General features: G+C 33.2%; 22 protein-coding genes. 5 read left to right on the forward strand and 17 right to left on the reverse strand.

Annotation, left to right across the window (positions count from 1 at the left end; translation table 11 throughout):
• Positions 1–135 precede the first annotated feature (135 nt).
• From GSB9_00502 to GSB9_00509, 8 genes are read right to left on the reverse strand one after another with little or no spacing between them, the layout of a single operon-like run.
• Positions 136–1,257, reverse strand: coding sequence for a glycosyltransferase family 4 protein (locus GSB9_00502; protein UKM63955.1), 1,122 nt, complete (start codon positions 1,255–1,257; stop codon positions 136–138).
• Positions 1,254–2,363 (reverse strand): glycosyltransferase family 4 protein, encoded by a 1,110-nt coding sequence (locus GSB9_00503; GenBank protein UKM63956.1) that lies wholly within the window; start codon positions 2,361–2,363, stop codon positions 1,254–1,256. The genes GSB9_00502 and GSB9_00503 overlap by 4 nt, the downstream gene beginning before the upstream one ends.
• 1 nt (position 2,364) lies before the next feature.
• A complete protein-coding gene (locus GSB9_00504; GenBank protein ID UKM63957.1) occupies positions 2,365–3,471 on the reverse strand; it encodes a polysaccharide pyruvyl transferase family protein in 1,107 nt (368 codons plus the stop codon).
• An 11-nt stretch (positions 3,472–3,482) separates the two neighbouring features.
• On the reverse strand, positions 3,483–4,634 hold the full coding sequence (locus GSB9_00505) for a glycosyltransferase (protein ID UKM63958.2): 1,152 nt from the start codon (positions 4,632–4,634) through the stop codon (positions 3,483–3,485).
• Positions 4,635–4,658: 24 nt separating this feature from the next.
• Complete coding sequence (locus GSB9_00506) at positions 4,659–5,291, reverse strand: CatB-related O-acetyltransferase (GenBank protein UKM63959.1); 633 nt, start codon at positions 5,289–5,291, stop codon at positions 4,659–4,661.
• Positions 5,288–6,796: an oligosaccharide flippase family protein gene (locus GSB9_00507; GenBank protein UKM63960.1), complete on the reverse strand. Its 1,509-nt coding sequence runs from the start codon at positions 6,794–6,796 to the stop codon at positions 5,288–5,290. Before GSB9_00507 ends, GSB9_00506 begins: the two co-directional genes overlap by 4 nt.
• Positions 6,797–6,823: 27 nt before the next feature.
• Entirely contained in the window at positions 6,824–8,104 is a 1,281-nt protein-coding gene (locus GSB9_00508; GenBank protein UKM63961.2) for a nucleotide sugar dehydrogenase, read from the reverse strand.
• Between the two features lie 38 nt (positions 8,105–8,142).
• Positions 8,143–9,141, reverse strand: a complete 999-nt coding sequence (locus GSB9_00509; GenBank protein UKM63962.1) for an SDR family oxidoreductase — start codon at positions 9,139–9,141, stop codon at positions 8,143–8,145.
• A 632-nt stretch (positions 9,142–9,773) separates the two neighbouring features.
• Here GSB9_00509 and GSB9_00510 point away from each other — a divergent pair.
• From GSB9_00510 to GSB9_00513, 4 genes are read left to right on the forward strand one after another with little or no spacing between them, the layout of a single operon-like run.
• Positions 9,774–10,907 carry an aminotransferase class I/II-fold pyridoxal phosphate-dependent enzyme gene (locus GSB9_00510; GenBank protein ID UKM63963.1) on the forward strand — a complete coding sequence of 378 codons (1,134 nt, stop codon included), beginning with the start codon at positions 9,774–9,776 and terminating at the stop codon, positions 10,905–10,907.
• Positions 10,904–12,859, forward strand: coding sequence for a polysaccharide biosynthesis protein (locus tag GSB9_00511; protein ID UKM63964.1), 1,956 nt, complete (start codon positions 10,904–10,906; stop codon positions 12,857–12,859). Before GSB9_00510 ends, GSB9_00511 begins: the two co-directional genes overlap by 4 nt.
• 45 nt (positions 12,860–12,904) lie before the next feature.
• Complete coding sequence (locus GSB9_00512) at positions 12,905–13,672, forward strand: polysaccharide export protein (protein ID UKM63965.1); 768 nt, start codon at positions 12,905–12,907, stop codon at positions 13,670–13,672.
• 18 nt (positions 13,673–13,690) lie between these two features.
• A complete protein-coding gene (locus tag GSB9_00513) occupies positions 13,691–16,075 on the forward strand; it encodes a polysaccharide biosynthesis tyrosine autokinase (protein UKM63966.1) in 2,385 nt (794 codons plus the stop codon).
• Positions 16,076–16,160: 85 nt separating this feature from the next.
• Here the strand turns inward: GSB9_00513 and aroB are convergent, their stop codons facing one another.
• The 5 genes from aroB to GSB9_00518 all read right to left on the reverse strand — a co-directional run bounded on the left by aroB (position 16,161) and on the right by GSB9_00518 (position 20,729).
• A complete protein-coding gene (aroB, locus tag GSB9_00514; protein UKM63967.1) occupies positions 16,161–17,228 on the reverse strand; it encodes a 3-dehydroquinate synthase in 1,068 nt (355 codons plus the stop codon).
• Between the two features lie 141 nt (positions 17,229–17,369).
• On the reverse strand, positions 17,370–18,434 hold the full coding sequence (locus tag GSB9_00515) for a UDP-N-acetylglucosamine 4,6-dehydratase (GenBank protein UKM63968.2): 1,065 nt from the start codon (positions 18,432–18,434) through the stop codon (positions 17,370–17,372).
• Positions 18,435–18,528: 94 nt separating this feature from the next.
• A complete protein-coding gene (locus GSB9_00516) occupies positions 18,529–19,125 on the reverse strand; it encodes a sugar transferase (protein UKM63969.1) in 597 nt (198 codons plus the stop codon).
• Entirely contained in the window at positions 19,125–19,496 is a 372-nt protein-coding gene (locus GSB9_00517; GenBank protein ID UKM63970.1) for a DUF4258 domain-containing protein, read from the reverse strand. The genes GSB9_00516 and GSB9_00517 overlap by 1 nt, the downstream gene beginning before the upstream one ends.
• Positions 19,497–19,529: 33 nt before the next feature.
• Positions 19,530–20,729: an alanine dehydrogenase gene (locus GSB9_00518; GenBank protein UKM63971.1), complete on the reverse strand. Its 1,200-nt coding sequence runs from the start codon at positions 20,727–20,729 to the stop codon at positions 19,530–19,532.
• A gap of 185 nt (positions 20,730–20,914) precedes the next feature.
• Between GSB9_00518 and GSB9_00519 the strand changes: the two genes are divergently transcribed.
• Complete coding sequence (locus GSB9_00519; protein UKM63972.1) at positions 20,915–23,344, forward strand: TonB-dependent receptor; 2,430 nt, start codon at positions 20,915–20,917, stop codon at positions 23,342–23,344.
• On the opposite strand, the gene GSB9_00520 is transcribed toward GSB9_00519, so the two are convergent.
• From GSB9_00520 to GSB9_00523, 4 genes are all read right to left on the reverse strand, one after another.
• Positions 23,341–23,883: a hypothetical protein gene (locus GSB9_00520; protein UKM63973.1), complete on the reverse strand. Its 543-nt coding sequence runs from the start codon at positions 23,881–23,883 to the stop codon at positions 23,341–23,343. The two genes, GSB9_00519 and GSB9_00520, sit on opposite strands and share 4 nt — an antisense overlap.
• Positions 23,825–23,968, reverse strand: coding sequence for a hypothetical protein (locus GSB9_00521; GenBank protein ID UKM63974.1), 144 nt, complete (start codon positions 23,966–23,968; stop codon positions 23,825–23,827). Before GSB9_00521 ends, GSB9_00520 begins: the two co-directional genes overlap by 59 nt.
• A gap of 198 nt (positions 23,969–24,166) precedes the next feature.
• Complete coding sequence (tsaE, locus tag GSB9_00522; protein UKM63975.1) at positions 24,167–24,571, reverse strand: tRNA (adenosine(37)-N6)-threonylcarbamoyltransferase complex ATPase subunit type 1 TsaE; 405 nt, start codon at positions 24,569–24,571, stop codon at positions 24,167–24,169.
• Between the two features lie 92 nt (positions 24,572–24,663).
• Entirely contained in the window at positions 24,664–26,211 is a 1,548-nt protein-coding gene (locus tag GSB9_00523) for a bifunctional response regulator/alkaline phosphatase family protein (protein ID UKM63976.1), read from the reverse strand.
• Positions 26,212–26,221 lie beyond the last annotated feature (10 nt).

The following is a 26,221-nucleotide window of genomic DNA, read 5'->3' on the forward strand; positions in this document are numbered from 1 at the left end:
TTTTTGAAATGTTTTTTTCGATGGCCCAACGTTGTAAATCTTGGTCAATAATTGCTTTGTTATTGCTTGTTTTATAAAGCAACACATGTGGTATTAAAAGTAATTTATATAATAAAAAAAGGAACTGCCTCATAATCAAGTATTAATTAGACCTTTGAACATATCCTTCCAAAGGGGCATTATTTTTTCAACGCTATAATTGTTGGCATTGTTTCGAGCATTTGTACCTAATTGAATGCGCTTATTGCTGTTGGACATTAGTTCTAAAACTTCTTTAGAAAACACTTTTAGATCTTTCATGTTTACCAATGAACCATTTTCATCACTTATAATATTTCTAGGCCCATGTGGACAGTCGAACGATATGATGGGTAAACCACAAGCTTGGGCTTCCAATAATACCAAAGGAAAGCATTCGTTGTCAGATGTCATTAAAAAAAGCGATGAATGCAACATTTTTTCCTGTATATGGTTTGTGGGGCCTTTAAGAAAAACATGCTGTGTCAATTCTAAATCGTCTATCTTCATTTGAAGATTTTTTATAAAATTTTCCTCACCATTACCATAAATATAAAGTTGCCAATTTTTGTTGGTCTTGTGTACCAAGGCCCAAATATCAATCAAAACGTCATAGCGTTTTACAGGGGCAATTCTTCCAGCTGCTATAGCTATAGGGTTATCCAATTTTGATACGGTTTCTGGATAAAAAGTAAGTGGGTTCGGAATTATTTTGGTGTTGTTTGAATTGTAATAACTGGCTTCATCTGGGTTTAACACCACCAATGCGTCATATTTGGTTTCTACATAATCGGCAAACTGAATAAACCATTTTTTAAAACGGCTTGAAGGATTTTGCCGTTTGTCAATCTCAATGAATTTTGAATAGTGGAACTCCTTGACTTTAGGAATGATCTTGTTTATAAAAGGGACAAAATAGGTGTCTACACTATGGCTACAGACCACGGCGATATCTGGTTTTATCTTATTTAGTGTTTTTTTTAGCTTAAAAATATGCCCCGGAACTTTAAGTAAATTTTCAGGATTAAAGTACGATTTTTCCCTACAATAGTTAATCCCTAAATCTTTAAAAATGATATTTGAATTAAAATTGTAACAGGCCTCTTTTTGTTTTTGTTCGGTAGTAATAATATGTACCGTATTTTCTTTTATGGATGAAAAGTAATTGGCTTTAATAGACAATACGCGTTCAATGCCACCGTGTAAATACAATTGGTCTATGATAAAAACGATTTTCATTTCCTGTTAATCATTATATGTTTGAACAAAGCATCCCATTGATTCATAATCGTTTTTGGTAAATACCGTTTAACGTTCTCCCGAGCTTTTTCCCCCATATCAAACCTTAGTGCTTCGTGTTCAATTAAAAGGTTTATCTTATCACTTAATGCATTAATATCGCTATTTGGGACTAAAAAACCATCCGCGCCATTATTTATAATGTCAGAAGGACCATGTGGACAGTCAAAAGAAATACAGGGCACACCATATGCCATGGCTTCTGTTAATACCATACCAAAACCTTCATAGCGAGAAGACATCACGTAAATAGAAGCTTCTTTGTATTTATCCGTAATATTCCTAACTGGTTCAAAAAAATTGACTGACTCTGAAATACCCAATTCATTGACTAGTATATTTAACCCTTCATTTTTATTAATCGTGCCATAAATATCCAATATCCAATCGGGATGTTTTTCATTAACAGTTTTCCAACTTTTTAGGAGCCGGTCGTAGCCTTTTTGGAAACATTGTTTTCCTACAGCTATAACTTTCTTATTCTTAAGGCTGCTCGGTTCCTTTGGATAAAAAGATAATGGATTAGGAATAACGTGTAAATTTTTAGTATGCCACTCTTTAGTGTTACCCTGTGTTAAAACTATAAATGCATCAAAAAGAGAAGCCCCAAAATCCATTAGCTTAAACTTAAATTCCGCTTTTATTTTTTCGATCAAATTTAGCCGATTAAATTTAAGTTCAATGTTTTTGGAAACATGCCGCTCGTATATCATGGGGCAAGGTTTGCCAATAATTAAAGGTAAAAGCAAGCCTTTTAGGCCATCATCACAAACCAATACAATATCTGGAGCAACTTTTTTTATAATACTTTTAATACCATTTCTATAGGTTTTTAGGTATTTAATAGGGTGCCCATTGGCCTCAATATTATGGTAAGTAATTTTTTTACTAAACTTGTAAAAGAGGTTTTTGTTGTTTTGATTAAGTGTAAGTATGTGAACCTTATAGTTATAATCCTCAGCTAAACCACTGGCTTTTATAGAAAGCACCCGTTCTAAGCCTCCTGGGCCGAAAATTTGATTGGTTATGTATAAAAGTCTTTTCATACTACCTTAAAGTATTCATTAAAAACTCCTTAGAAGATTTTATAAGCGGCGTTAATTTCTTTTGAACTTTATCTAGATTAATATTGTTTAGTTGATGATTGTCAACCATGGTTTCATTTGAAATAAGTAACTGGCTAAGTCCAAGTGAGGCTAATAAATCACGCATTCGGGTATTGATTTTGTATTGTCTATTAAATACCACAAAGTCTTTTTGAAAAATAATGGAAAAGGCTACTGCATGAAAAGAGTTAGAGATTACAAATTCTGCATTCTTGACCAAGGTTAAAAATTTAGAGGGGCCATCAAAAAAGTAGTTTTTATCCGCATAATTTATCATTTCATTTACTGTAATAATATTCCATCCAAACTGTTTTTTATAGTTTTCTGCCATGGATTTAATAAGCGGATTCGAGTCGAAATCGTATATAAAAATATACTTTGCTTTTTCCTTTTCAGCCTCTATTAATTTATCCCATTCATCTATTTCCAATAAGAACACAGGGTCTAACACTTGCCTCACATTTTGAACATTTAAATCTTCTAAGATTTTTTTACCTGATTCTTCCCTTACAGAAATATGATCTAACCGACTAACTTTTTCTTTAACAAAGTCTCTAATATTTTTTTCTAGTTTGTCAATGGCAAAACTTGCAGCATAAGAAATTTTGAGTTTGTTGTCTGGTACAAAATCTAAATAAAAGGCAGGGTCTTTTCCATTTTCGAAAAACGAATTCCAAATTTGATCACTCCCACAAATATAAGCTTGCGCATCAGGTAGGTCAGCTTTCAAATTGTCATTGGTTTTGTATAACTTAGTCGTACTTTTTATGTAAGATTCGGAAAATTTATCGAATTTTTTTTTACGTTTTAAGTTTTTTAGTCTTGAGGGGAGTTTTAACCCTAGATATAAAATTTTTAATAACAAGTTTTTTTCAAAATAGCTGTTACTTATTCTGAAGAGATTAAAATGATTACTCAGGTAGCTTGGCTTGTAATGTATGGCTTCTGCTTCATGCCCCATATTTTCTAAATATTTCAGCAAAGCATATTCTTGTAGGCTAGCTCCGTGATTGTAAACCTCATGACAGGTAATGGTTTTTATTTTCATAAAAAAGAAGTTTAAGCATTAAGTAACTCGCCAATTTTTGTCAATGAGCGTTCTTTATCATTGTTTTTTTGTTTGTACAAATTATTTAATACTTCATTCATCAATTCAGGGTTTTTGAGATATTTTTCTATAGATGTGGCTATATCTTTGGCATTCATACTACAAATTAAGCCTGTTTTGTTGTTTGTTATTATTGTTGACGCAGTAGGAAAATTAGTTGTAACTATTGGTTTTTGTAAAACGGCAGCTTCAATAACAGTAAGCCCTAAACCTTCAAACAATGAGGTTTGAGCATAAATATCACATGATTTGATATAGGGATATGGGTTTTCCTTATAACCTAGAAGGATAAGATTGTTTTCTAATTTTTCGTGTTTAATGATTTTTTCTAAACTTTTCCGTTCAGGGCCTTCCCCAATAATATACCATTTTATGTTGTAACCTTTTTTTAAAAGTATTGATAAAGCGTAAATAGCCAAATGCCAACCTTTTTGTTTTGCTAACCTTCCTACTGAGCATATATTTATTGTGCTAGTATTTTTTGTCAGGCCGGTGTGTTCTTCGCTTAATTTAACTACAATTTTCTCGTCTGTTATATCCTTTATAACTATAGTCTTTATCATTTCTTCAACTTTGCTTAGTTCAGATAAAAACCCGTTTTCAGCTTCTTGTGAGACAACAACAACTTTGTTAAATTTAATGTATTTGTTAATGTCGAATTTTATGTTGTATCCAGCTAGTTTATAATCAATGTTCAACCATGCATACTTTTTCTTTGCAGCAATTTTTTCAGCAGTAAAATAAGTAGGTAAACCTTGATTATAAGCGATGGCTATATCATATGTTTTTTTTAATCTATTGATCTGTTTATGGTAAGTCTTCCAGTGCAGTTGGGCATTATGAAATTTTCGTTTTTTTAACTTTCTGTATAACCAAAATTTAAAACGATAGAGGAATAGCCTAAAACTAGGAGTGTTATTGTATAAATTAATATAAAAAATGTTTACTTCATTAGGTACAAATTTCTCAAAATCCCCATTTTTATTAAATAAAACCAAATCTACATTGTATTTTTCATAGTTAAAGTTTTGGAGCAATGTAACCAAACTTTTTTCAGCTCCTCCACAATTTAAGGATTCTATTATAAAAACTATATTTTTCAATTTAACCTCAGTTTTAATCATTAACTATTTATATTTTTCAATGAACAAATCTACATCGTTATAAAAATCTTTTATTCTTTCTTTAACTAATTGTTCTTTCCAATTCCACCAGGCAATTTTATTGAGTTCCTTTATCTCTTCTTCACTATGTTTAAACTTAATAATTTTTGCAGGAGATCCTGCTACAATGGAATAACTTGGTACGTCTTTAGTTACGACTGAATTTGCTCCAATTGTCACTCCATTGCCTACAGAGACACCAGGCATTATGTAGGCACCCATGCCAATCCAGACATCATTTCCTATTGTAATGCCTTCTTTTTGACGCACTTGCTTAAAGATGTTTTGAGCGACGGATTTCTCTGCTTTTAATAACTCGTCTTTAAATAAATTATTAACCAAAGGAAAGTTTGTTATTGTTGAGGCGTTATGATAGCCTTCATCCACAATAAACCTTACGTTATTGGCTATGCTACAATATTTCCCAATGGTTAGTTTGGCATTAGTCCACCTCCAAACCAATGCTCCGTTATCATATGTTTTATTACCAATAATAGTATGTTTGTCGTTTTTTAAAAAAACGTAATCATGTACTTTTAGGGCTTGATTATAGCTTACTCCCAAAATACGCCATAAATACTTTCTTAATAAGCTCATGTATCCCTTTTTTTTAATTTCAAAAAGACTTCAGAAAATAATTTTTTTTCATAAGGAATCATACCGAATTTTAACATCAAAAAGGCAAAAACAATTGAATAAGAAATCCCTTTGAAAATGAAGTTGAACCAGCCAATCCCAGGAGCTAAACTAATGAAATAGCCGATTATTAAAATAACTAAAAAGACCAATAAAGTTTTGTTAAATAATTCTTTGAAAAACCTTAAAACATTTAAATTAAGAACCTTGTGGTAGAATATATTCATTATATTTTGGGCAATTATCCACCCCATGATGGTGCCAGAAATCATTCCTACAGCTCCGTATTTCATTGCTAGAAAATACCCTATCAATGTTCCTAAAGTTAAAAAAACTAAATATGTAATCGATTTAAATACCACTTTGTTCTGGGCTTCGATAAGAGGACCAGTGAATCCTTGTACTAAAGGTATGGTATAAGCAGCCATAATCATTAGAGCTATTATGTATGAATCAAAAAATGATTCTCCCACCCATAAGTTTACAAATTGACTGCCAAAAAGTATAAAACCACCTAAAATGTACGTTAATACAATGAATGAAACTCTACCTATTTTTATCATCATGTCTGTAAGTTCTTTTGAAGAAGCATTATTAACAGTCATTTGTGTGGCTCTTGGCAAAAGCACACCTGTTATAGCAGAAGAAAAAGCACCGTAATAACTGCCAAGAGTTAAACCAATAGAGTAAATAGCCAACACTTCTGGATATGCAAAATTACCTAAGACAATATGACCAGCTTTCCATTGGAATTGGGCAACTATTCCGTAGACAAAAATCCAAATAGAGTAGCTAAAAATTTGTTTTAAGTATTTAAAATTAAATTCATAAAGTTTAAACCTGACTTTTAGCTTAATAAACACATAATAAATGTTTACTAATAAAAAGATAATATTGAAACAGGTATCTATGGCCACCAATGCAATGGCCTTTCCTCCCATAGTTAAAACAGCAACAACCGTAAGCGTTCTTAGTACATACCTAATAATATTAATCGCTTTAGGAAACACAAAAATCTCATAGCCAAAGCAAATGGCCTTAAAACTACCGCCAGGTAAACCTATGGCCAAATTAAAAATTAAAAGGATAAATATGGTTTTGGCAATTTCTATTTCCTCAGTATTCATTTTGGTAAAGTAAGTGTCGATATGCCCATAAAACAGAATACCAAGAAACACAATAACACTTGAAATCACGCAATAAATAATCATTGAGGTGGCTAAAAAGTTTTCTTCGCCCTTTCGGTTTTTTTCAGCTCTGTATTTAGCCACAAAACGTACAATGGTATTGTTGAGTCCTAAATCCAGTATAGATATTGTTCCAACCAAAGCGCCAATTGCCGTATAAACTCCATATTCGGCCTTACCTAGGTGGTTTAAAATAAAAGGAGTAATAAAAAGCCCAATCACATTTGTTAAAAATATGGTTACGTAATTTAGTATGGCTCCTTTTTTTAGTTGGCTCAAAATAATAGGGGTTAATTTATTTTAGGACTAAAGTCTACCGTCAACGGTTTCTTTTAACACCCCTTTTACGTCATATAAAATGCCTTTGGGTGAAAGAAGCTGTCTTAGGTTTTTGTTCAAGTACTCTTTATGGGCCACAGTAAGCACAACAGCATCAAAAGCCTGTTTTGGCAGTTGCTGTGTAGTTTCTAGATTATATTCCTGCATCACCTCTTCCGGTTTTGCCCAGGGGTCGTAAATAGTTATGTCAGTACCATAACTTTTAAGTTGGTTTATTACATCAACGGCTTTGGTGTTTCTTACATCAGGGCAGTTTTCTTTAAAAGTGACACCTAAAACCAATACTTTGGCATTTTTTATACGAATATCATTTTTTACCATGAGTTTAATGACTTCTGATGCGACATATTGTCCCATACCATCATTTACACGGCGTCCAGCCAAAATGATTTCAGGGTGGTAGCCCACTTCTTGGGCCTTTTGGGCTAAATAATAAGGGTCTACACCAATACAGTGCCCACCAACCAAACCGGGTTTGAATGGTAAAAAGTTCCATTTTGTGCCCGCAGCTTCTAATACGGCATGGGTGTCAATATTCATTAAATTGAAAATCTTAGCCAATTCGTTTACAAAAGCAATATTGATATCACGTTGCGAGTTTTCAATGACTTTTGCGGCCTCAGCAACTTTAATGCTAGGAGCAAGGTGGGTTCCTGCTGCTATAACACTAGCGTACAATGCATCTACCTTTTTTCCGATTTCGGGTGTCGATCCAGCGGTAACTTTTAATATTTTATCAACAGTATGCAACTTGTCTCCTGGGTTAATACGTTCTGGCGAATAGCCTGCATAAAAATCCTGATTGAATTTCAGACCGCTAATACGTTCTAAAACAGGTATGCATTCTTCTTCAGTAACTCCGGGGTAAACGGTCGATTCATAAATGACTATATCACCTTTTTTTAACACTTTACCTACCGTTTCACTTGATTTATAAAGTGGCGTTAAATCGGGGCGGTTGTTTTTATCGATTGGGGTAGGAACGGTTACGATGTAATAGTTACAAGCTTTAATAGCTTCTAAATTTGAAGAACAAAACAGTCCTGTTTCCCCGTCATTTTTGGTTTTTAAAACAGCCTGTAAAACAGCATCTTCAACTTCTAAGGTTGTATCCGTACCTGATTTTAGCTCCTCTATACGATTTTGGTTGATGTCAAAACCAACAACATTGTATTTTGTTGCGAACAACCGGGCTAAAGGTAGGCCAACATAACCCAAACCAATAACAGCAATTTTAGTCTTATCCATTTTTACTAAATGTAGTTTGATGATATACTTATTAAGCTTTATTTCAAATTCTCCCAGTACCAAGCTACGGCTTCTTTTAAACCGTTGTTAATATCATATTTTGGGTTGTAATTCAATAAGGTCTTAGCTTTTTCGATAGAAGCGAGCGAATGCGGTATGTCACCAACGCGGTTTTCTCTGTGTTTGATTTCGATGTTTTTTATGGTACTATCAAACTCTGAAAGGTATTCTTTCAACAAAGTAGCTAATTCCAAAAGAGAGGTTCGTTCGCCATAAGCTACATTATAAACCGTATTCAACGCTTGTTCGTTATTCGTGGTTAAGGCATTCAGGTTCATTTGTACTACATTATCAATATAGGTGAAATCTCTAGAGTAACTTCCGTCACCATTAATCATTGGCGATTTATGACTAATAAATTGTTGTACAAATTTAGGGATTACGGCTGCATAAGCACCGTTGGGATCTTGACGTCTTCCAAAAACATTAAAGTATCGTAAACCAATTGTGTCCAATCCGTATGTTTTATGAAAAATATCGGCATAGAGTTCGTTTACATATTTAGTGATGGCATAGGGCGATAGCGGTTTGCCAATAACATTTTCTACTTTGGGCAGGGCTTCGTGGTCACCATACGTAGATGAACTGGCAGCATAAACAAAACGTTTAACACCTGCATCACGTGCAGCGACAAGCATGTTTAAAAAGCCTGACACATTAACATCGTTAGTAGTAATGGGGTCTTTTATAGACCGCGGAACAGAACCCAATGCTGCTTGGTGCAATACAAAATCAATATTAGTGCAGGCTTTTTGGCAGTCATCGAGATTGCGGATATCGCCTTCAATTAATTTGAAATTACCATTGTTAAGAAAAGGCTCAATATTTTCTCGTTTACCAGTTGAGAAATTATCAAGACAAATAACAGATATATCATTATTTAGTAGGGTTTCAACAAGGTTAGAACCTATAAACCCTGCACCACCTGTTACTAATACTTTTTTATTAACTAATGTATTGACTTGCTCTATTGTCATTATTTAAGATTTGGGTTTCAGTTTGTTTTAGGCAAATATTGTAAAAAATAATTAAGAATTGGCACTATTTATATCAAGGTTAAGTTTTTTCCGATGAAACACAAAAATAAGCTAAAATATAGGTTTTAGTAAATACTTATTATTTATGTTTAAAACGACGATGTCTTGATGTTAACCAATTCATGATAAAATTAAGAGTTAATTTAAATTTTCGGTATCGACGATCTGCTAGGTTTTATTGTGAAAAAAAAGCCTCAATGTATTTAACCGATTTAAATAGCGCTTTTAGCGAAATAACCTAGAAACACCCCCATGTGAATAAAAACAATTATTAAATTTACATTGTGTTTAACAAAATTGAATTGATTAATAGCATTGTTAATTTAATTGAGATAAAACAATTTAAAACATTTTAATACGTAGTTAAATTCTCTACAGAAAATATTAATTCCTTTTAAAAACTACCTGTTATGTGTTTTAAAATGTTTCGTTTATAATGATGTTATTAGTTACAATAATTTTGTTACATGATTAAAAGGAAGTATTCACCACTATACTTATTAATACTTGTAACAGTTATAATCCAAGCATTATAGCAATAGCTTTTTGTGCGGAATTTTAAAATAATTTGAATGTTGACCAAAACCAAAATCTACCTATCATCACCACATATGGGAGGCACCGAACAAAAGTTTGTAAACGAAGCCTTTACAAGTAATTGGATTGCGCCTTTAGGACCCAATGTAAACGGTTTTGAACAGGATATAAAGAATTACATAGGAGGCAACAAGTACGTTGCAGCTTTAAGTTCCGGTACAGCATCCATTCATTTAGCGTTGCAATTATTAAACGTTAAAAAAGGCGATGAAGTCATCTGCCAAAGTTTTACCTTTTCTGCTTCAGCCAACCCAATTGTTTATCAAGGTGCTACTCCAGTTTTTGTGGATAGTGAGCCTGAAACTTGGAACATGTCTCCTGAATTATTGGAAATCGCGATAAAAGATCGTATTCAAAAGTATAAAAAACCGAAAGCTATAATTGCGGTGCATTTGTATGGTATGCCTTATAAGGCCAATGAAATAAGTGCTATTTCAAAAAAGTATGATATTCCAGTAGTTGAGGATAGTGCTGAAGCTTTGGGTAGTAAATATCACGATTCTTATTGTGGTTCCTTGGGCGATATGGGCGTGTTTTCTTTTAATGGCAACAAAATTATAACAACATCTGGAGGAGGAGCATTGGTAGTCAATACGAAAGCCCTAAAGGACAAGACGGTGTTTTTATCAACCCAAGCTAGAGATAATGCTCCACATTACGAACATTCTTCCATAGGATTTAATTACAGAATGAGTAACGTTTTGGCTGGTGTAGGACGAGGGCAGATGGAAGTGCTCGATAAACGTATAGCTGCAAGGCGTCAAAATTTTGAGTTTTATAAAAAACATCTTTCGGAAGTTGATGGTATTTCATTTTTAGAAGAGCCACCCAACATGTTTTCAAACCGTTGGATTACCTGTATAACGACCAGTTCTTTCGAGATGAGAGAAGCTATTCGTTCACATTTATTGGAAGATGACATTGAATCTAGACCGCTATGGAAACCCATGCATTTACAGCCTGTATTTAAAGGTTGTGAGCATTATACTAATGGCATTTCAGAAGATTTGTTTGAGAGAGGCCTATGTTTACCTAGTGGATCCAACTTAACCCAAGATGATTTAGAAAGGATCTTAAGCAAAATAATAAACACCCCAAAAAACACATGATCAATAATTACTTTTCTTATTTATCACAAAAATACGCTTCTAAATGGTTGGTTTTTGCAATTGACATAGCCATAGTTTTGTCAGCATTTTTCACTGCTTATGTTATTAGATTCAATTTCACTTTGGATTTTGACATCAGACAGTTTTTAATCCAGATACCTTTTGTTCTAATGGTTAGTGTATTTAGCTTATTAATTGTTGGGTCGTTTAAAAGTGTTATTAGGCATACAGGTTTTGCCGATGTCATTAATGTGTTTAAGTTTGTTGTGGTTATGACTTTGGCGACTAGCTTTTTTGTGCTTATAAACCGTTCGCTTAAAGTAGTACCAGAATTTACAATACCTCTTTCAATAATTGTAATTCATGCGTTATTAAGTTTTGTTTTATTAAGCTCGAGTAGGTTGCTTTTTAAAATCATTTACAGGTATTTAAGTTGTGAATTATTTGCCAAATCCAAACGGGTTATGATTTATGGTGCGGGAGACTCTGGAATTATCACCTATAACGCTTTAGTCAATAATATGTCTACTAGTTACAATGTTGTGTATTTTATTGATGATGACTTTAAAAAACAAGGAAAATTAATAAACGGTACGCCCATAATACACGGTGCATTAATAGATACTGCTTTCGTAGTAAAAAATGGCATAGATGAAATTGTTGTAGCTTCCCAAACTGTTGATAAAAATAGGATTATGGCTTTGATTGATAAATTAGCCGAAGCCGAAACAAAAATAACAAAGGTGCCCCCTATAGAGAGTTGGATTAATGGAGAGTTAAGTACTAACCAAATAAAACGATTTCAAATCGAAGACCTTTTGGGGCGCTCTCCGATTAAAATTGACAACCCCAACTTGTTAGATGAGTTTAACGGAGAAACCGTTTTGATAACTGGAGCTGCTGGTTCTATTGGCAGTGAATTAGTAAATCAATTGTCACATTTTAATGTTAAGCATTTAATACTTGTTGACCAAGCAGAGTCTGCACTTTATGATGTGCAACAAGACTTGAAACGTGCTGGTAAATTAAATTACACAGCCATTGTGGCTGATATTAGAGATGGCTTGAGAATCGACACTATTTTCCAAAACCATAAACCAAGTATCGTTTTTCACGCAGCTGCGTACAAGCATGTACCTTTAATGGAGCAATCTCCGTATGAGGCAATAAAAATTAATGTAAATGGAACAAAATTATTAGCCGATGCGGCTTCGCGTTATAATGTTAAAAAGTTTGTATTTGTCTCGACAGACAAAGCTGTTAATCCCACGAGTGTTATGGGAGCGACAAAGCGTATGGGAGAAATGTACATTAGCTGCCTTCAAAAAGAAAGTAAAACTAAGTTTATTACCACTCGTTTTGGAAATGTATTAGGTTCAAACGGTTCAGTTATTCCTCTTTTCAAAAAACAAATTGAAAATGGTGGGCCCTTAACATTAACCCATAAAGAAATCACAAGATACTTTATGACCATTCCAGAAGCTTCTCAATTGGTGTTAGAGGCAGCAACAATGGGTAAAGGAGGAGAAATTTTTATTTTTGATATGGGCGAATCGGTTAAGATTTATAATCTCGCCAAAAATATGATTAAACTCTCTGGTTTACGTTTCCCAGAAGATATTGATATAAAAATAACAGGTTTACGTCCTGGCGAAAAATTATACGAAGAGTTACTCGCTAATGGAGAAAATACCTTATCGACTTACCATAAAAAAATTATGATAAGCAAAACAAGAGAAATGGATTTTGCTAATATTAAGACTGAAATTGAAGAACTGTGTATTACAAACCGTTTTCAAAACAATAACATAGTTTTGAAAATGAAACAATTAATTCCAGAATATAAATCTAATAACTCTGACTATGAAAGGTTTGATAAACGTGTTCTAATTTATAAAAAGGCCAAAGGACTTACTCAGGACAACGTAGAAACAAAACCTATTAATCTATAAATATTAAATTTATTAACTTTCCACCCCAAATTCATTTCTAATCTAATGAGTGTAAAACTATTCGTCAATAAAATATTAATCTCGTTATGTATGGTTGGTATTTTATTCATATTTTCCTGCTCCCCTAAAAAGGAAGTTGCATATTTTCAAAACGCCAAGAATTTTGAAACCATTGTAGATACAGATACTTTTGAACCCAAAATAAAAGTTGATGATAATTTAAGTATTTCTGTTACAACTTTTGATATGGAAGCAGCAAAACCCTTTAATTTATTTAGGGAAGCTGGTTCTAGTGGACAAATCATCAATTACTTGGTTGATGTTGAAGGCAATATAGATTTTCCCGTATTAGGAAAAATCAAAGTAATTGGACTCACCGTTAGCCAGGCTAAAAATTTAATTCAGAAAAAATTAGAAGATGGATATTTAAAAGATCCAGTGGTTATAGTTAGAATACTAAATTTTAAGGTTTCTGTGCTTGGAGAGGTCAATAATCCGGGTACGTTTACTATCTCGGGAGAACGCATTTCGCTTATGCAGGCTATAGCAAATGCCGGAGATTTAACTATAAAAGGAAGAAGAGACAATGTTTTGGTTGTTAGAGATTTTAAAGGAACAAAAACATATACACGTGTAGATTTGACCAATAAAGAACTTTTTAATTCACCCGTTTATTATTTAACCCAAAACGATATTGTCTATGTTGAACCAAATCATTCAGCATCTTCGGGTTATTTTGTTGATGCGAGACTGGGCACTATATTATCCATTTCTTCATTTGTTTTAGGTATAGTAGTTCTTGTTACTCGTTAATTTATTTATCAATCAATCATGGAACCAAATAAAAATCCTTTTTCAAACCCCGCACCTTCTCAAGAATTTAACCTAAAAAAGGTTTTGTCTTCATATACAAAAAAATGGTTGTGGTTTGTTTTTAGTTTACTAATAGCTCTAGCGATAGCCTATATTTATATTAGATATACAACACCTCAATATGAGGCCTATGCCAAAGTTAAAATAGTGAGCGAAAATGAAGGTACTAGCGCAAATGCCGTCTTTAAAGATTTGCCTATGTTTTCTGATGCTGAAAGCGCCAGAATTGAAGATGAAGTAGCAATAATTACATCAAGAAAAACGCTTGAAGATGTTATAGATAAACTTGATTTAAATGTTCAATATTTTGTGCAAGGAAGAGTTTATGAATCTGAATTATATGACAATCCGCCATTTAACATCAATTTTATAGAATCAGATTCTTTAATTAAAAATTCTTGGTTGAGTTTTAATGTTGAAGTGCTTTCTGACGTAGATTTTGAATTTAAAATTAATAACGAAGACATTTCTAGAAAAAAATCCTTCGGTGAAAAAATTGAGACAAGAATAGGAGGCATCGTAATAACTCCAAAAGGAGAGGATGTTTCGAGCTTTATTGGTAAAGAAATTAGGGTTGAGATTAACCCGATTTCGAGTTTAGTACCTTACTATAAATCAAAAATTCTACTCGAACCTATTGAAGTAAATTCCAGGATAATTAGAATAGCCATGCAAGACCCTGTAAAATCCAGGGCTATCGATTTTATAAATACTTTAATCGATACCTATAACAAAAATACTATTCTAGAAAAAAATATAAAATCAAAAAACACAGCAGACTTTATTGATGCCCGTATAAAACTTATAGAAGCTGATTTAGCAGAAGTTGACGATGTTGCTGAAAGTTACAAAGCCAGCAATAAACTAACCGATATAGGTGCTGAAGCCAATTTGTATTTAGGAGCAAGTACTCAAAGTGAACAAGAATTAAATGCTATCAAAAACGAATTGAACACAATCAATTTTATGAAAGGTCAGTTAGGAGGAGCTGATGATGCTTTTGAACCTTTGCCGTCTAATCTAGGGCTTAGTGATGGATCTGTGGGTGCAACGGCTGCAAAGTATAATGAACTTTTGTCTGTCCGCCAAACAAGGCTAAAAAGCTCAAGTGAAAAGAATCCAATTATTGTTAATTTAGATCAGCAGCTTAATACGTTAAGAAATAGTTTGAAACAAAGTTTAGACAATTCTGCGAAAGCAGTTAGACTTAGAATGAATAGCGTGCAAAGTCAGTTAACTAAAATTAATTCTAAGCTATATTCAGTACCTGGGCAAACTAGAGAATTACGCGATATAGAACGCGAGCAAGGCACAAAAGAACAATTGTATCTTTATTTATTAGAAAAGAGAGAAGAAGCTACGATATCTTTAACGGCTACTTCACCAAATGCTGTTGTTGTTGAACGCGCTTATAGTTATCCGGCTCCTATCTCACCAGATAAAGATTTTATTTATATAGCATCTGTTTTCTTGGGTTTGCTTATTCCTTTCGGTGTTATCTATGTTCGTGATTTATTGGATAATAAAATACATAACCGTGAAGATTTAGCGGAAGCAATTAGCGACATTACTATTTTAGGTGAGCTTCCTAGACTTAAAAATGCAGATAAGGCCTACGTTAAACGAAATGATAGATCATTACTATCGGAATCATTCAGGATTATAAGGACTAATTTTGATTATGTACGCCGTGCCAGAAATGTAAAGGCTTACGATAATGTGGTTTTTGTAACTTCAACCGTTAATGGTGAGGGGAAATCATTTTTCAGTACGAATTTTGCTTTAACTTTAGCCAATACAAATAAAAGGGTATTGCTAGTTGGAGCTGATATTAGAAACCCAAATACGAATATCATTAAGTCCAAAATGGTATCTGGATCAAATTCTCAAATTGGTTTAACTGAGTATTTAAACGATGAATCTGTCCAAATGGATGACATTATTAATACCTATGATTTAGATGGCAATAAAATGGATATGATTTTAGCAGGAAAGATTCCACCAAATCCAGCCGAACTGCTAATGAGCGACCGAATGAAACCGCTATTTGATCAAGTGTCTGTTGATTACGATTTTGTTATCGTTGACACAGCACCCTCCATGTTGGTAACCGATACGTTGTTGATAAGTCAGTATGCCGGACACACCATTTACTTAACTCGAGGAGGTTATACCGAAAAGTCGATTTTGAATTTTACGAAAGATCTGCACGAGAAAAACAAACTAAATGGTATGATGTTAGTTGTTAACGATGTCGACCAAGCTAATTTTGGTTATGGAGCCCGATATGGTTATTATGGGCCAAATGATAATAAAGGTTTATTCAAACGGTTATTTTCTTAAGTAATGAAATAATAAGTAAAACAAAAAAGGTGAATTCATTCAAGATTTCACCTTTTTTTTGTTTAGGAATATCGAACTTTATTTACTACTCTGAATAAAATTCAAACGATTCAATAATCAATTTTTCGTCTACAGTGCAGTCTAATTTGTGTTTTCCAATAGCCTCCAAAAGCACAAAGTTAATACTGCCGTGGCTATTCTTTTTATCGTATTTAAGCAATTCTATAATTGGAGCATAGTCACCTTTATTTATCGTTACTTTTCCATAATAACTTATAAATAAATCTTTTATGTTATGGACTAAATTTTCAGGAAAACCTAAAAGCTTTGATGAAATGTAGCATTCTAAAATCATTCCAATAACTATGGCTTCACCATGTAAGAGCGTTGGTTTTTCGGGATGACTTAAAAAGTAAGATTCGATGGCATGCCCAAGAGTATGCCCGAAATTTAGTGTTTTGCGCAAACCATTTTCAAAAGGGTCTTCTTCTACAACATTTCTTTTAATGATTACCGATTCGTGAATAAGCCTATCTAAATCATCAAGCGATAGATTGGATAGGTTTAAAAAATTATTCCAATAACCTTCACCTGTAATCAAGCCGTGTTTTAACATTTCAGCTAAACCCGAACGCATTTGATTTTGCGGCAAAGTGTTTAAAAATTCGGTATCAATCAAAACTAGATGCGGATTGCTAATAACACCAATTTGATTTTTTAAGGCGCCGAGGTCAACCCCTGTTTTTCCACCAACCGAAGCATCAACCATAGAGAGCAGGGTAGTGGGCACGTTTATGTAAGCTATGCCACGTTTAAATGTACAGGCTACAAACCCGCCGAGATCTGTAATAACGCCACCACCAATATTTATCAACAAACTTTTTCTATCTGCATTGAGTTCAGATAAGGTGTTCCAAACGCCAACACAGGTATCTATGTTTTTGTTTATTTCACCCGATTCTATTTCGATAATTTCAATATCAACATCGGTAGAAACCTTACTTAAAAATTTTGGCAAACAAAACTCATGTGTGTTTTCATCAACCAAAATGAATATTTTAGAAAAATTATGCGCTTTAAGATGTTGGTTTAATGCAGTATAACATGTTTCGTTGAAATGAATAACACTGTCATTTGCCGTTATAGAATCCATAAAAATATCGGTGTTTTTTAACGCCGTGAAATTAAGGAGATTTTATAAAAAATGATAATTACAACATCATTATATTTCGATAAATTTTACGGAGATTAGATTTAATGATTGATTAGGACATAAAATCCAGTTTTGTGAAGTTTAAAAATAGTTTTTTAAAACAGATTTAGCCTCGGTATGTGATGCAAACGGTGTTATTTGACTGAAGGTTGAAAAGTCGATTTCAGTTATCTTTTGATGGCTTTTCTCTTTTATGAAAAGTATGTCACTTTCTGTAGTTTGTGTTAATATTTCGTTGTTTGTGGTAATGTCTTCAAAAAACTTTTCACCCGGGCGCAAGCCTGTATAAATGACTTTAATATCGTTAATGTCTTTACCGAAACACTTAGCTAAGCGCTCTATTAAGTGTTCTATTTTAATAGGTTGCCCCATGTTAAAAGTAAAACTGCCAGCGTTTATTTTGTCAAATAGGGCTATTTTTAAAATTAGGTTACAGGCTTTTCGCTTACAGATAAAGTATCGGGAAATATTTTTCCTCGTTATTGTTATAGGCTTATGGTTTTCAAATTGTTTTATAAATAACGGTACAACAGAACCGTTTGACCCCAAAATATTACCAAACCTTGCATTGAAAAAGGCTGTTTTTTGTCGGGAATTTAAGGAGATAAGATAGCGCTCTGCAATGCGTTTGGTCATACCCATAACACTTACGGGGTTTACTGCTTTATCTGTAGAAATAAAAACAAATTTTTTCACCTGATTTTCAATAGATAAGTCTGCTAGCCATTTAGTACCGAAAATATTGGTCTTTACAGCCTCGAACGGATGGTCTTCCATTAACGGAACATGTTTGTAGGCAGCCGCATGGAAAACTAACGAAGGTTTGTAAGTTTCAAATAGAAAACCTAACGATTTTTTATCGGTAATATTTAACAGGTGAAATTTAATATTATCTTTAAATTCAAATTCCTTAACCAATTCGTACAAAGGCGATTCGGCCATATCAACTAAAACAAGTTGTTTAAATCGACCATTTATTACCTGTTTGGAAAGTTCGCTTCCAATAGTTCCAGCAGCTCCAGTTATTAAAATGGTATCATTTTCAAAATTGAAATCCTCTTTGTAAACTGTAGGTTTTTGCTGGGTTTGGAATAAACCACTATCAATTAAAAGTTGATCTATTTGATGGGCTGTAGTCGTGTTCATTGATTTGGTTTCCTTAAAATAAGACTTTAACGCCACATTCATTTTGCAAAGTATGAATATTTAGGTTTACTCCAAACTTTATTTTAATGCTGATTTATTTTGTGATAACCTTAATAACAGTAAGTCCAATAAGTTTTAAGTCGAAGAAGAAATTTCGTTTTTTTATGTATTCTTTATTAAACTTTAACTTATCGGGAATAATGGCTTTTATAAAGAATTCTTCGGGGTTTTTAGCCGCTTTAAGCAATTCTACCTCGTTTCGGTATTTTAAAGATGCAAGCCCTGTTATGCCAGGCCTCACTTGAAAGATACTCATGTCGTCTTCGTTATAAAAATTTACATAATATCTCAATTCTGGCCTTGGCCCAACGAAACTCATGTCGCCTTTTAAAATATTGATTAGCTGCGGAAATTCATCAATTTTGTAGCGTCGTAGAAAATAGCCTATTTTGGTTATTCGCGAATCGTTGTTACCCAAGGTTAACAAGCCTTTTTTATCAGACGCTGTTCGCATAGTCCTAAACTTGTAAATATTGAAATCTTTATTGTTTTTGCCAACTCGTCCCTGAATAAAAAAGACAGGCCCTTTCGAGTCTAGTTTTATTAAAATAGCAATAATGATAAGTAGGGGGGAAAGGACAACCAACCCAATGGCAGAAAATAAAATATCAAAAATCCGTTTAATGACCACTATTTAATTTCAATAGTTTGAATGGTTGCTATGCTATCGCAGTTTTCAACGGTTAAATACACGGCAGTATTGTTTAATTCGCTTTCAATCAAATAGAGCCCACAAGGTTCTTGGCGTGGATTGCTTTTGGAGAAGTTAATATCACCTGTTTTTAATATCTTTCTTATTTCAACGGAATCAATATTGTTTATTTCAATCGCACTGTTAACAGCTTTGCTATAAGCTAATTTTTTAGTACTAATATTTTTTATAACCCGAGCTTCTGGTCCATAACTGCACGACGTTTTTTTTCCGCTTAAAAAAAAAGCCAAAACAACTAATCCTATGGCAAAGCCGCCCAGATAATAGCCAATACGTTGTATTAGTTTCATGTGTAATTAAATTATAAAAACCTAAAAAAGAAATTAAAATATGAGCAAGTTAATGTCGCTGTAGTCGAGATTGAACCATTCAGCAACAGATTTGTTCGTTAAAATGCCGTGGTAAAAATACAACCCATTTTTTAAACCCTTGTCAAATCTCAAAGAATTTTCAATGCCGCCATTTTCACCAATTTGTAATAAATAAGGCGTAAACATATTACTTATTGAAACCGAAGAGGTTCGGGGATACTTGGCCGGAATATTGGGAACACAGTAATGTACCACCTCGTGTTTTATGAAGGTAGGGTTTTTATGGGTAGTGACCTCACTAGTCTCGAAACAGCCTCCCATATCAATGCTGACATCAATAATGATAGCGCCTTTTTTCATCGATTGGACCAAATCTTCCGTTACCACAATAGGAGCGCGATTAACACCACGTACAGCTCCAATTACAACGTCGCATCGCCTAAGGGCTTTTTTCAAATTTTTTGGTTGAATGGTAGAGGTGAAAATAGAACGTCCTAAATGAGATTGAAGCCGCCTTAATTTAGTAATAGAATTATCAAAAACCTTAACGCCTGCACCCAAACCGAGAGCTCCACGGGTGGCAAACTCACCAACCGTTCCTGCCCCTAAAATAACCACTTCAACAGGGGGAACACCACTTATATTACCGAACATCAACCCGTTACCGCTGTTTGGGTTAGCCATTAATTCGGAAGCAATTAAAACAGAAGCTGTACCTGCAATTTCGCTTAAGGATTTTACTGCGGGGTAGTTACCATCGGCATCCCTGATAAATTCAAAAGCTAAAGCCGTAATCCGTTTTGAAGCTAGTGTTTCAAAATACTTTTTAGACTGTGTTTTTAATTGCAGGGCAGAAATTAAGATAGTTTGTGGATTAATAAGTTTTATTTGCTCAAGCGTTGGTGGCTCAACTTTAAGAATCATTGGGCATGAAAAAACTTTATTGGTGTCTTTCGTTATTTGTGCTCCAGCTTCACTGTAATCTTTGTCGCTAAAATTAGCGCCTTCTCCAGCACCAGATTCCATTAAAACCCTATGGCCATTACTTGTTAAGGCGTAAACGGCATCTGGAGTTAGGCAAACCCGTTTTTCCTGAAATGCCGTTTCTTTTGGAATTCCTATAAATAATTCACCTTTCTTTTTTAAAATTTCTAATGTTTCTTCCTGGGGCAAAAGCTGTTGCTTTGTGAAAGGAGAAAGTGATTTGGCCATGGTTAGTTTGTTAAATTATTCAAATTACAATTTTTTTTATAAAAGTAATATAAAGTGTCATTTTTTTTGAATTTTCACATTCAAAAAACGATTAACTGTAAGTAAGAAAATCACACAAAATCTTTATGGGTTAGCCCCATGTGTATGTTAATTTATTATCATAAATTTGTTTTATAAATTGCTTTATGTCCAAACACCTTCTTTTGTTTTTTGGGTTATTAGTCTCTGTTTTAGGTTTCTCTCAAGAATATTACAGTATATCGGGTAGCGTTAAAGATTCAGATAACAACCCTATTGCCTTTGCCAATGTTATTTTATTGGTTAATGAAGGAAGTGAACCCCATATGGGTGTCACCACTAACGATTTGGGTGAATTTGAAATTAATGGAATAGCTTCGGGAAGTTATCTTTTACAAATAACGTTTTTGGGTTATGAAGCGTTTTCAAAAGAAGCGTTAATAAGTAAAAATATAACCTTGGGTAACATTGTACTCAAAGAAAATTTACAGGAGCTAGATGGGGTAACGGTTATGGCAACAAGGCCTACGGTTAAGCGTCTTGTAGACCGTTTGGTTTTTAATGTTGAAAACTCAACATTGTCTAATACAAATGCGTTGGATGTTTTAAAACATACTCCAGGCGTTATAGTCAACGACAATAAAATTACCGTTAAACAAACTACACCAACCGTTTATATAAACGATAGGCGGGTGCACCTTTCTATTAATGAAATCCAACAACTTTTGGAAGGGACCTCGGCTACAAATATTAAATCAATTGAGGTGATTACAAATCCCCCAGCAAAATATGAAGCAGAGGGTGGTTCGGTATTAAATATTGTAACTAATAAAAATTTAGTTGCCGGGTATAACGGAAGTTTATTTGGCAATTATAAGCAAGGTAAGGAGTTTCCTAAATATACGTTTGGTACCAGTCATTTTTTTAAAACCAAAAAACTGAATACCTATTTAAATTACAGTATAAGTCCGCGAAAAGATTATAGAAACAATGACGAGTATGTCAATTTTATTGAAAATGAACAAATAGTAACCAGTTGGGAAACGGATTATAAGCGTATTCGCGAAAAGGCAAACCAAAATATCAATGTCAATATTGATTATGAATTTAATGATAATAATAGTTTAGCATTTTCTACAAGCATGTTATTAGCACCACGAGAAAATAGCAAGACTTTCGCTTACTCTAATACGAATGTTTTTGATGCCAATAAAGTATTAGACTCAAGTTTTTTAACGACAAACCGAATTGTTGACGAAACATTCAACTTTGCATTTACCCTAGATTACCTTCATAAATTTAAAACCGAAGGCGAAAAATTAATGATTAGTGCGCACCATACAAATTACGATTTTTCTAATTTCCAAAATGTAGATACCGATTATTTGTTTCCAGATGAATCTTTAATTAGAACCAATAGGTTTCAAACCTTTACCAGCAAAGAAATAAAACTTTATACAGGGCAAGCAGATTATGTTTTACCTATAAAAAACTCCGGACTTTTTGAGGCGGGGTTAAAATATTCTAATATTAGTTCTGAAAACATTTTAACACAATATGCTTTTGAAAATGACGTGAGGTTTGAGGATTTCGAAAATTCAGATACTTTTCTTTACGATGAAGCAAACTATGCGTTTTATGCGAGTTTTGCAAAAGATTGGGAGACATGGAGTTTAAAATTAGGGCTGCGAACAGAATTAACAGAAGTGAAGGGGAATTCCATATCTTCAGGAATAGTTAATAAAAATAATTATACCAAGTTTTTTCCCTCGGTTTACATTTCACATCAATTAGATGAAAAAAATGAAGTTTATTTTAATTATAACAAACGTATTTATCGACCAAGGTACGGTCAGTTAAACCCATTTAAGTATTTCTTAAATGACAATGTATATGTAACCGGTGATCCTAATTTAAAACCACAAGTAGATGATAGTTTTATTTTGGGATATACCTTGAACAAAAAGTACACATTAGAAGCTTTTTATCGATATGAAAATAATCCTGCCATAGAGATTTTATTTCAAGACAATGATGAGAATATTTTAAAATATATAAATACCAATATCGACAAAAGCTTGTCTTATGGATTGGATTTTACAACATATACAGCGATTGTAAAACGATGGAGCATTTATGTGCTTTCATCCTTATTTTATTATGACAATTATTTTTATGCTGCAGAAAGTGGCAATAAATTGGAATCTAATAGTAAATGGTCGTTTTACGGTAGAATAGATAATTATTTTAGTTTTTTAAAAGACCACAGTTTAACGGCAGAATTATCCTATTACTACATATCATCAATTGCTGATGGTCCATCAACAATTAGTGACTTGTCGAGTTTAGATTTTAATTTAAGAAAAGTATTGTGGAACAATAGAGCCTCTATATCTGCTGGTATTACCGATATGTTTAATTCACAATATGTAACCCAAACCAATAGATATTTAAATCAAGATGTAACTATCAACTCTAGGTTAGAGAACCGGTTGTTTACTTTGGGATTTAACTATAAATTCGGAAATTTTAATTTAAAGAACACTCAAAAGAATATCGAACTCAAAGAACGGGAAAGATTGAGAGAAAAAAATTAAAAATAATCTTTTATTTTACCCCAGAAGTTTTTGGGAGACATTTTAAATTCATCTTCCAGTTCCTCCATGGATTTATTGGCAGAATTTACTTTATTAAACATTTGCGCTCTAATCAAATAAATAGTAGGTATTATTATTGCCATTATTGGAATTAAAATAATCAATTGATTGGAATCAAAATAATTCAAATCATCATTTAACGACACAATGACTTGATAGCTATACATTGCGATAGGTACTATTAAAACATGGTACCACCAATGTCTACAAGTAAAAAACCAAATAAAAAGAAGGTATAAGGGAACCATTTTACCTGTTAAAATCCACATGGCCGTATTGGCATTTTCAAAAAAGCCACTATTATAAGTAAACAAAAAAGTGTCCCAAACCTGTTTATCTGGAACACTTTCATATAAGTAAAATAAATAGGGAGTTATTGCTATTAAAGTAGCAACAATACTCCCTACCAGCAGACTCTTATTATCCTGCTGAGGGTATTTTTGTAATGGCGTCTTTTCTGATAGCTGTTTGTTGCTCATCGACATTATATTGATTTGCAGCTTGAGCCAAAAATAACATACCTCCAAAAATTGCAAAGGCAATTAAATACTTTTTAGTTTTCATAATTTTAGGGATTTAATTAATTAATTACTCAAATTTAGATAAACAGTAGCTTTCAAGATTTTGGAAAATGTTAAAATAATGTTAAAAAGCATTGTTTTTTGAATTATTAGTTGTGGGTTTCCCGTAAAAACTAAAAAAATATAGGTTAGCAAGTTATTTTATAGGCATTGGCTGTTGTTTTTTTAGGGTTATAGTACGTTACTCAAGAGTTAAAACCCTATGGTTTTCTGCGTCTAATTCTAGTTTTATTTTATTGTGCGAAGCATCTAAGATCGGCTCAATTTTTTCGGGCCACTCAATCAGCTTCCAATAATCAGATTCTAAATAATCTTCAATTCCAAAATTATAAGCCTCCTCTAAATCGTTAACTCGATATAAATCGAAATGATAAATTTTATCATTTTTAGTTTTATATTCATTAACAATTGAAAAAGTAGGGCTACTGGCTTCGTCATTACTGCCCAAAGCTTTTACAATGTTTTTAATGAGTGTTGTTTTACCAGCGCCCATCTCACCATAAAATAGCAACGTTTTTGATTTAGAATCTTTTATAATTTTTTCAGCAACGTGCTCAATTTCGATTAGGCTGTAACAAATTTTCAATTTCAATTTTATTTTATGACAATATTACTAATTAATTTTCATAAAACCTAAAAAATAATGCATTTCGTCGGATTTATGTGCTTTTTATGGATTTATTTAGGGCTTAGCACCACAAAGGGAATTATCATTTCTTCTAACGATACGCCACCATGCTGATAGGTGTTCCGGTAATAACTTACGTAGTGATTATAATTGTTGGGGTAAGCAAAAAATAAATCGCTTTTTGCGAAAATATAAGAACTGCTCATGTTTATGCTTGGTAAATGCAGTTCTTTAGGGTTTTTAGAAACAAAAACATCCTTATTGTCGAAAGTTAGGCTTTTACCTGTTTTGTACCTTAAATTTAAACTGGTGTCTCTATCACCAATAACTTTTGACGGATTTTTAACATTTATGGTCCCATGGTCGGTAGTTAAAATAAGTTTAAACCCCGAACGCTGCGCTTGCTGAATCATTTCCAGTAGCGGTGAGTTTTTAAACCAACTTAGGGCTAATGATCGATAGGCTTTATCGTTGGATGCTAATTCTTTAACAACTTCCATTTCGGTTTTAGAGTGTGATAGCATGTCAACAAAGTTGTAAACCACAACCGTTAAATCGTTCTTTTTAAGCGCATTGAAATTATCGGCTAATTTTTTTCCTGTCTTAAGGTTGGTTATTTTGTGATATTCGTATTCCAGTTGGGTCAGCCCTAAGCGCTTTATTTGAGTATCCAGAAAATCTTGTTCGTGCAAATTTTTTCCACCTTCATCGGTGTCGTTTTTCCAAAATTGAGGAAACAGTTTTTCCATATCACTTGGCATCAAACCAGAAAAAATAGCATTTCTTGCGTATTGTGTAGCTGTTGGTAAAATGCTAAAAAATGCTTCTTCGTTTTCTTTTTTGAAATAATTGTTGATTATCGGTTCGAAAACTTTCCATTGATCATAACGCAGATTATCAATAACAACCAAAAGTGTGGGTTGCTCTTTACTTATTTCTGGAACAACACGCTCTTTGAAAAGCGTGTGCGACATTATGGGGGCATCGTTGTTGGACTGAAACCAGTCGGCATAGTTTTTCTCTATAAATTTTCCAAACTGAATGTTGGCTTCTACTTTTTGGGATTCTAAAATTTCAAACATGCCCACATCTTCAATATCCTCAAGTTGGATTTCCCAATAAATCAACTTTTGGTAAAGGTTAACCCATTCTTCGTAACTATTTACCATAGCCATATCCATGGCAATTTTCCTAAACTCTTGCTGATAGTTTGAGGTGGTTTTCTCTGAAACTAAACGCGAGTGGTCTAAGTTCTTTTTTAAACTTAATAGGATTTGGTTAGGGTTAACAGGTTTTATGAGATAGTCGGCAATTTTGTTGCCTATGGCTTCTTCCATAATATATTCTTCCTCACTTTTGGTGATCATCACCACCGGAAGGCTGTCTTTTTTTTCTTTAATGGCATTCAGGGTTTCTAAGCCTGTGAGCCCGGGCATGTTTTCATCTAAAAATACGATATCGAAATTTTCATCTTCTAGCACATCGATAGCTTCCGATCCACTTTTACAGGTGGTAACTGCATAATCTTTTTTTTCCAGAAATAAAATATGTGGTTTTAGTAAATCAATTTCGTCATCAACCCAAAGTATTTTTATCATTTTTAGTCTT

Source organism: Flavobacteriaceae bacterium GSB9 (assembly GCA_022749295.1).
GTDB lineage: Bacteria > Bacteroidota > Bacteroidia > Flavobacteriales > Flavobacteriaceae > Flavisericum.